General features: G+C 35.2%; 4 protein-coding genes. All 4 read right to left on the bottom strand.

The genetic code is table 11. The features are described from left to right. Positions 1-236: 236 nt before the first annotated feature. The gene (locus H3U97_RS11255) at positions 237-1,664 is read right to left on the bottom strand and encodes a hypothetical protein (protein WP_198198990.1); all 1,428 of its coding nucleotides are present in this window, start codon (positions 1,662-1,664) and stop codon (positions 237-239) included. 1,010 nt (positions 1,665-2,674) lie between these two features. Continuing rightward, positions 2,675-3,772, bottom strand: a complete 1,098-nt coding sequence (locus H3U97_RS11250; protein WP_110453543.1) for a hypothetical protein — start codon at positions 3,770-3,772, stop codon at positions 2,675-2,677. Positions 3,773-4,397: 625 nt separating this feature from the next. Next, a complete protein-coding gene (gene guaB / locus H3U97_RS11245; RefSeq protein ID WP_086365716.1) occupies positions 4,398-5,861 on the bottom strand; it encodes an IMP dehydrogenase in 1,464 nt (487 codons plus the stop codon). 131 nt (positions 5,862-5,992) lie between these two features. Beyond that, on the bottom strand, positions 5,993-6,781 hold the full coding sequence (gene ubiG, locus H3U97_RS11240; RefSeq protein ID WP_198198989.1) for a bifunctional 2-polyprenyl-6-hydroxyphenol methylase/3-demethylubiquinol 3-O-methyltransferase UbiG: 789 nt from the start codon (positions 6,779-6,781) through the stop codon (positions 5,993-5,995). Positions 6,782-7,171 lie beyond the last annotated feature (390 nt).

Here is a 7,171-nt window from a genome sequence, read left to right as displayed (position 1 = left end):
CTTCGTTCGCTTTTAACGCACCGGCTGTGATTTGTTCCTGACAAAGCACCGCCTTGGCAAACATCCCTGTTTGCCATGCTAACCTATCTCAGTTGTCAGCACATTGCGAAAGTCGCACCACAAAATCGTTTTTTATCGCCCACTTCGTCAGCGCCATTGCCTTGGCAAGGCAATGATTGTTTTATGTCCTAACGTTATTTTTCTTACACCTAGCTCTTTAGTTCAAGGACTAAGAATTAATAAACAAGAGGATAGGAGCAAAACCCTTTCTCGACAGAAGAAACATAACCGCGATACATAAAACCATCGTACGCCCCCACTGCAGCCTGCGCAACTTTAGAAGGATCGCCAATTACACCCTTCATCCAATAACCATTGCTCGTGAAGAAATTGGCACCAGTGTAATTATCCATTTTTCCCCATTCCGCGAAGAATCCTGCTCCAATGTCACGCATATATGCATTATTAGGTGACAGCGGCCTACTATTAATACTACCACCACCACTCAACGATAGACATTGATGTATCATATGCTCTCCCCGACAAGTCGAATTAGTTACATAACCTAACTTAGGTATCTGATAACCAATTTGTGCACACCATGATGATACATTTGAATAAGTGTACTCACCTTTACCACGATTGACGAACCACAACTTTAACACAAAACCATACTTGACCACCGCATTACCACTGCTATCACGACCAACTAGTTCAAATGTCTGTGGCAAAGAGGGTTTATCGATTTCATCTGGATTATCTGAACTCTGTTGCTTAGAGTCTGTAACGGCAGGACCTGTTAGAGTAACATGAACACTGGTCTTTGTTGAAGATGTCATCGTTGCCGTAATTCCACTATGCTTAACTGGCTCCCAATATAAGTCCTGATTATTACCACCTATCTCTAAATCAAAATACAAACCATTAGCACCAGTAGTCGGGAAGTTTAAACCATAATACGATGGTGTAATTGACTGTGTTAGAAAACCTCTATCAGGGTTCCATATGTCAGCAGGGCCAGCATACATTTCAGGTCTTCTATAACCTGTACCACCGAATTCCATGCTAGGTTTAGCAAAACAAATCTCTGGCGCTGCCTTAGGACTAATATAATAAGTGGCATTACTTGCACTAAAACGACTTTCATTAGGTACACCATAACGTGTTTTTAATATACCTTCAGGAATAAATAAGGTTAATTTATACGGCGAATTACAATTAGTCAGCACTTCATTATGAGATACAGCATGATTCAATTTATCAACAATAGATAAGCTTAAATTACCGGTAGCGGTTATATCATTAGTACCCTGACCATCGCCATCATCATCACCCCAATAATTATTGGGTGGACCAATAACTGAACTTAATGCAATAAAATCAGTATCCGTTGGTATAAACATACCAATATCATTAAAACTCTGACCAGCAACAGGTAAAACGATAGGATTGTCTAAACTTGAATCATTGGTTGTCGGAGTAAATGTTCTTCCATCTGAAAGGGATATCCAGAGTAGCGCTTCAATATTTGTTACCCGAGTACTACCACCATCGAAGGTTAAATAAGGCGCTGAACCTTGAATAATATTGGTCGTTTTTGTGGTTAATGCATAGTTAGAAAAAGAGATAGACTGTAAAACAACCATGGTTAATACCAAAACCATCGGCCGAGGTAAACAGGCTAAATTAAGAAATTTTGAAAACGCTTGCCGAATTTGCTGGAAAAATAAATTGTAGTGAGATAATAGATCGTGCGAGCTTAACTTTGCTAACGTTAAATTATAGGTTGGGCAGGTTTGGTGTTTGGTGTTTGGTGTTGTAAATTATAATGCATTTTGACGTTCCTGTCAAGTAATTCTATGATTTTTTTGGTTTTATTTTATTTTTATCGGCTAAATATCCGTCGAATATTGTTTATTATAAACACTTGAAGTATAGTCATAAAAAAAATCTAAGCAATAGTATTTAATTGTTTATTTGTTAAATTTTGTAAATATTATTATTAAGTTAGGTTATTAAAACATAGTTTTAATTCTTGAAAATGTATTTTTCAATTTTGGGGTATAACATACGATATAAATAATAAAGAGATTGTATCATTTCTAAACTACCTACACGGCAGTGAACAGAAGCCAATATACTATAAATGCAGTTGGCAAAAAGACAAAGCGCTATTTTACTATTAAAAACCCTTTTTTAAGTAATTTTTTAATATATTGATTTTCAATCATTTTATTTTAAGTTAAAAAAAAGGGTTAGCAATAAGTAGGAATTTAAGTTTCAAAAACCCCGTTCCTCAATTTTTTTTGGTTGTTTGAGTTTCGGACGTTTTGTTGTTTTGTAGTTAGTTTGGTGGCTAGTTCTATTGAGATATGGGTTATTAGATATATTTTGATAAGATTCAATCTGTTCTTTTAAACTATAAGCTATCTATGTCATCACAAAAAATAACAAATTATAGATTAAAAATACTTTCCGAAAAGTCATCGATAATCAATTCTTTTGTTTTACTGCGTAGCGTTAGTTCATTGTTTAACAAGTGCTGTTACATTTCACAATTTCCTAGCGCTACCATTTCCCAACGATTCTAATAAAAGTCAAAGACCTCAACTTAAGTCAAACGGATTCAGTCAAGCGTTGATGTAGATAAATCATAACTCAGTTTAACAAAATGTTATTTTAAACAAGCTATATTTGCAACATCATTTCCGTGTGAATCATCAGGTGGATGAGGTACAGGTAATATTCCACCATCATGTAAATAAGCAACAAAGTATTGCGTTTCATTATTAGGCTCTTTAGTAAAATAAGCAGTGTCATCCCACTCCCATTTTGAATTTGGATAAGTATGACGAGTTATATATCCCCATTCAGGATAAAGTCCTTGATTAATTGCCCGAGTAGAAAAATTCCATTTACCATTGCGTTGCCAATTTGGGCCAGCGTTCACTATAGGTGAGTTTGAATAATCTTTACGGGATGGAAATCCATTAATTCCTCCACAAAATTGGTTAAAGGCATCCTGCCAATAATGATTACCTACATCCTGAGGTTCTATCCAAATGGATGTCGGATTAAATTTATAATCAAAATGTTGATTAGGAGATAACTTCAATGTTGCTCGGATAACAATATCACCATTACCTTCCGGTGGTTTAGCTTTTAAAAGAACATTACCTGTTTCATCTACGGTTGCTACATTGCCAGGATTAACTATTACACTATAGATATAATTATCGGGAGGATAATCCATTATTAATTGAAATTGTGCACCTGGGAAACCTGTAGTTGGAAAGTGTTTATCTGAAACAATTGGCTTAGCTCTGAAACCCTTATCAACAATAAAATCTTCATTATAACCACCACCATTTTCGGGATCTGGTTTTATTGGGCCTGTATTCCATGGATACAGAGTCCCTTGAGCATCACCACCACGCCATTGTTTTAAAGGATAAACTTTAGTTGAATTTGGCTTCAGATAACATATATCACCTATAGGTGCGATTTTATATAGTTTAGTTATCGTTACTGCCTCACTTTCATTCGGGTTACCATATTCAGAATAAGTTTTTACTAAAGTTTCTATTGATAATGTTAAAGGCAAGGCATAATTGGCACAACCTATTATATTATGTTTATCAATATCAGGAATTTTCACTCCATAATTATCAAACCAATGATAAATCGTCTGTTCGACGGTAAATGGCATATTATTACGGATGCTATCACCGTCAGAATCATCGTAATTAGATGAAATATCTAAATCATCCACAGTGTAGTCTTTAATAATAAAATCACTTAAATGTGTAAAACCCTCAAATATATTGATATCCGTATCACTTAAATTATGTGAACTTGAACTATAAAAAACACCATTTAAGGTAAAGCCATGTTTTTTGGCAGCAGCTTCTATATTAATAACGCTTGGTTTATTACCGATAATAGTTTTTATGGTATGTGTTGTGATGGCTTGACTTTTTTGACTAATGAATAAAAAACATAATATGAATAAAAGAAAAAAAATAGGATTATTATTTAAATTAACCGAATTTAAAAGAGAGGTTGGGCAGGTTTGGTGTTTGGTGTTTGGTGTTGTAAATTATAATGCATTTTGACGTTCCTGTCAAGTAATTATATGATTTTTTTGATTTTATTTTATTTTTATCGGCTAAATATCCGTCGAATATTGTTTATTATAAACACTTGAAGTATAGTCATAAAAAAAATCTAAGCAATAGTATTTAATTGTTTATTTGTTAAATTTTGTAAATATTATTATTAAGTTAGGTAATTAAAGCATAGTTTTAATTGTTAAAAAAACACGCCTAAGATTTTCAGAATGCAAATGATACAAATAAAAAAAGGGATTGTATTCAATCCCTTCTAAATCATACTTATTAGCCGGCTCGATAGTTAGGTGGCTCTTTGGTGATAAGAACATCATGAACATGACTCTCTTTCATACCCGCACCAGTTATGCGATAAAACTTCGATTTAGTGCGAAGTTCATCGATAGTTCCACAGCCAGTTAATCCCATACATGAACGTAAGCCACCCATTTGTTGATGGATAATTTCTTTTAATAAGCCTTTATATGCAATTCGACCTTCAATACCTTCTGGTACTAACTTGTCAGCAGCATTATCAGATTGGAAATAACGATCAGATGATCCTTTTGCCATTGCCCCTAATGATCCCATACCACGATAAGATTTATAAGCACGACCTTGGAATAATTCAATTTCGCCGGGTGCTTCTTCAGTACCAGCAAACATTGAACCAACCATAACACAAGATGCACCAGCGGCAATTGCTTTAGCGATATCACCTGAAAAACGAATACCGCCATCAGCAATAACAGGAATATTATGCTGTTTAGCTACCTCAACAGCATCCATAATCGCACTAATTTGTGGTACCCCTACCCCAGTAACAATACGTGTAGTACAAATAGAACCTGGACCAATACCCACTTTTACTGCACTAACGCCTGCGTCAATTAGTGCTTTAGCACCTTCACCGGTTGCCACATTACCACCAACAATTTGCAAGTTTGGATAAGCTTGTCTTGTTTGGCGAATACGTTCAAGAACACCTTCTGAATGACCATGCGATGAATCAATAAGTAACACATCAACACCAGCTTCTACCAATGCAGCAATACGTTCTTCATTACCTGCTCCGGCACCAACAGCAGCGCCCACTCGTAAACGACCTTTTTCATCTTTACAAGCATTTGGTTTTTGCTCGGCTTTATTATAGTCTTTGACTGTTATCATGCCTTTTAAGTGGAAACGATCATCAACAACTAATACTTTTTCAACACGATGTTCATGCATTTTTTTCAAAACACTTTCCCGAGATTCACCTTCTTTAACAGTAACTAAGCGTTCTTTAGGCGTCATCACCGCTGTAACAGATAGTGATAAATCAGTAGCAAATCGAACATCACGAGCAGTAATAATACCAACCAATTCTTGCGATTCAGTTACAACTGGAAAGCCGGCAAAACCATACTCTTTAGCTAGGTCAATCACTTGTTTAATACTCGCCGTTGGTAGTACCGATACTGGGTCTTGTACTATGCCGCTTTCATGTTTTTTAACGCGCTTTACATGTTCAGCTTGAGCTTCAATTGACATATTTTTATGGATAAAACCAATGCCACCTTCTTGAGCAAGAGCAATAGCAAGTTCGGCTTCGGTAACGGTATCCATTGCCGCAGATAACATTGGAATATTTAATTTTATGGTTTGCGTCAGTTGAGTTGTAATATCAGCAGTGTTAGGTAAAACAGTTGAATGGGCTGGAACTAATAAAACATCATCGAACGTGAGGGCTTCTTTAACTATACGAGACATGACAATATTCACCATTGAGTTGAATTGTTGATAAAATATTGCCGATGTATTCTACTCACTTTTAATATAAAAGACCAGTAAAATTTTATATTTATATTTCAGCAGATAAATATAGCGCAAACTAATCTCTGTTAATCGCCATCGCTTTTTTGTGCCATTAAGATGTAATTGACATCAACATTTTTACCTAAACGAAATTGATTACTGAGCAAATGATACTCCATACCAATTATTCCTTTGACAGTCAAATTAGCCTGTTCAACCCAAGTCATTAATTCAGAAGGACGAATAAAACGATTAAAATCATGAGTACCTTTCGGCACTAAGCGTGCAATATATTCCGCGCCATAAATCAACATTAATTTTGCTTTATGATTGCGGTTAATAGTCGATAAATAGAGTTGTCCATTAGGCTTAAGCAATTTCGCACAAGCCTGAATGATTGAAAACGGGTCTGGAACATGTTCTAACATTTCCATACAAGTAATAACATCATAGTGTGCGGGGAATTGTTCAGCATGCTGCTCTACGGTTTGATTCTGGTAGTTTATGTCTAAACCATTTTGCTCTGCATGTAATTTTGCCACTGCTAATGATTCTTCAGCAAGATCAATTGCAGTTACATTAGCCGCAAGTTTAGCTAGACTCTCTGACAAAATACCACCGCCACAACCAACATCTAATACATGTTTTTCATTTAGATCACCGGATTGTTGTTTTATATAATCCACTCGTAATGGATTAATAATATGCAATGGTTTGCATTGACCATTGGGATCCCACCATTGCGAAGCAAGTTTTGCAAACTTATCTATTTCGTTTAAATCGATATTTTGTGTCATGACTATTCTTTTTAGAGACGTAAATATTTTATGTAATATATGCGATGGGATGATGATTAGCAATATCAAAGATTTCATGCTCTCTTTTTCTCAACTTTTTGTCATAGTAAATTGTTTTAGCTCACTAACGTTTAGAGGTTTAAATAATTTCTGAGGGGATTTTAGTACAAAGGATATTTTCGAATAAGGGGGTTATACCCCCTACTAGTTTTCGCCATCGACAGCGAAACTAGCTGGTCATTACGTGACTAGTTTTTTGACGTTAAGTATTTATACATTATCTATTATTTGTTTTAGAACTTAAATAGCCTTGTCAAAAAGGCATATTTGACATGATCTTTAATCTCTTTCGTCAACATAATGTAATGACTTAAAATTTAAATCTACCTACACGGTAGTGAACTAGAATCCAATATACTATAAATGCAGTTGGTAAAAAGGCAAAGCGCAATTTTACTATTAAAAACC

The organism is Gilliamella sp. W8128 (genome assembly GCF_016100545.1).
Classification (GTDB): domain Bacteria; phylum Pseudomonadota; class Gammaproteobacteria; order Enterobacterales; family Orbaceae; genus Gilliamella; species Gilliamella apis.
The sequence above is the reverse complement of the archived record's forward strand: the minus strand, read 5'-3'. Positions and strand labels throughout refer to the sequence as shown.

Excerpts from the sequence above, each read along its gene's own strand:
- H3U97_RS11255 (WP_198198990.1), bottom strand. The coding sequence starts at position 1,664 with ATGGTTTTGGTATTAACCATGGTTGTTTTACAGTCTATCTCTTTTTCT.
- guaB (WP_086365716.1), bottom strand. The coding sequence starts at position 5,861 with ATGTCTCGTATAGTTAAAGAAGCCCTCACGTTCGATGATGTTTTATTA.
- ubiG (WP_198198989.1), bottom strand. The coding sequence starts at position 6,781 with ATGAAATCTTTGATATTGCTAATCATCATCCCATCGCATATATTACAT.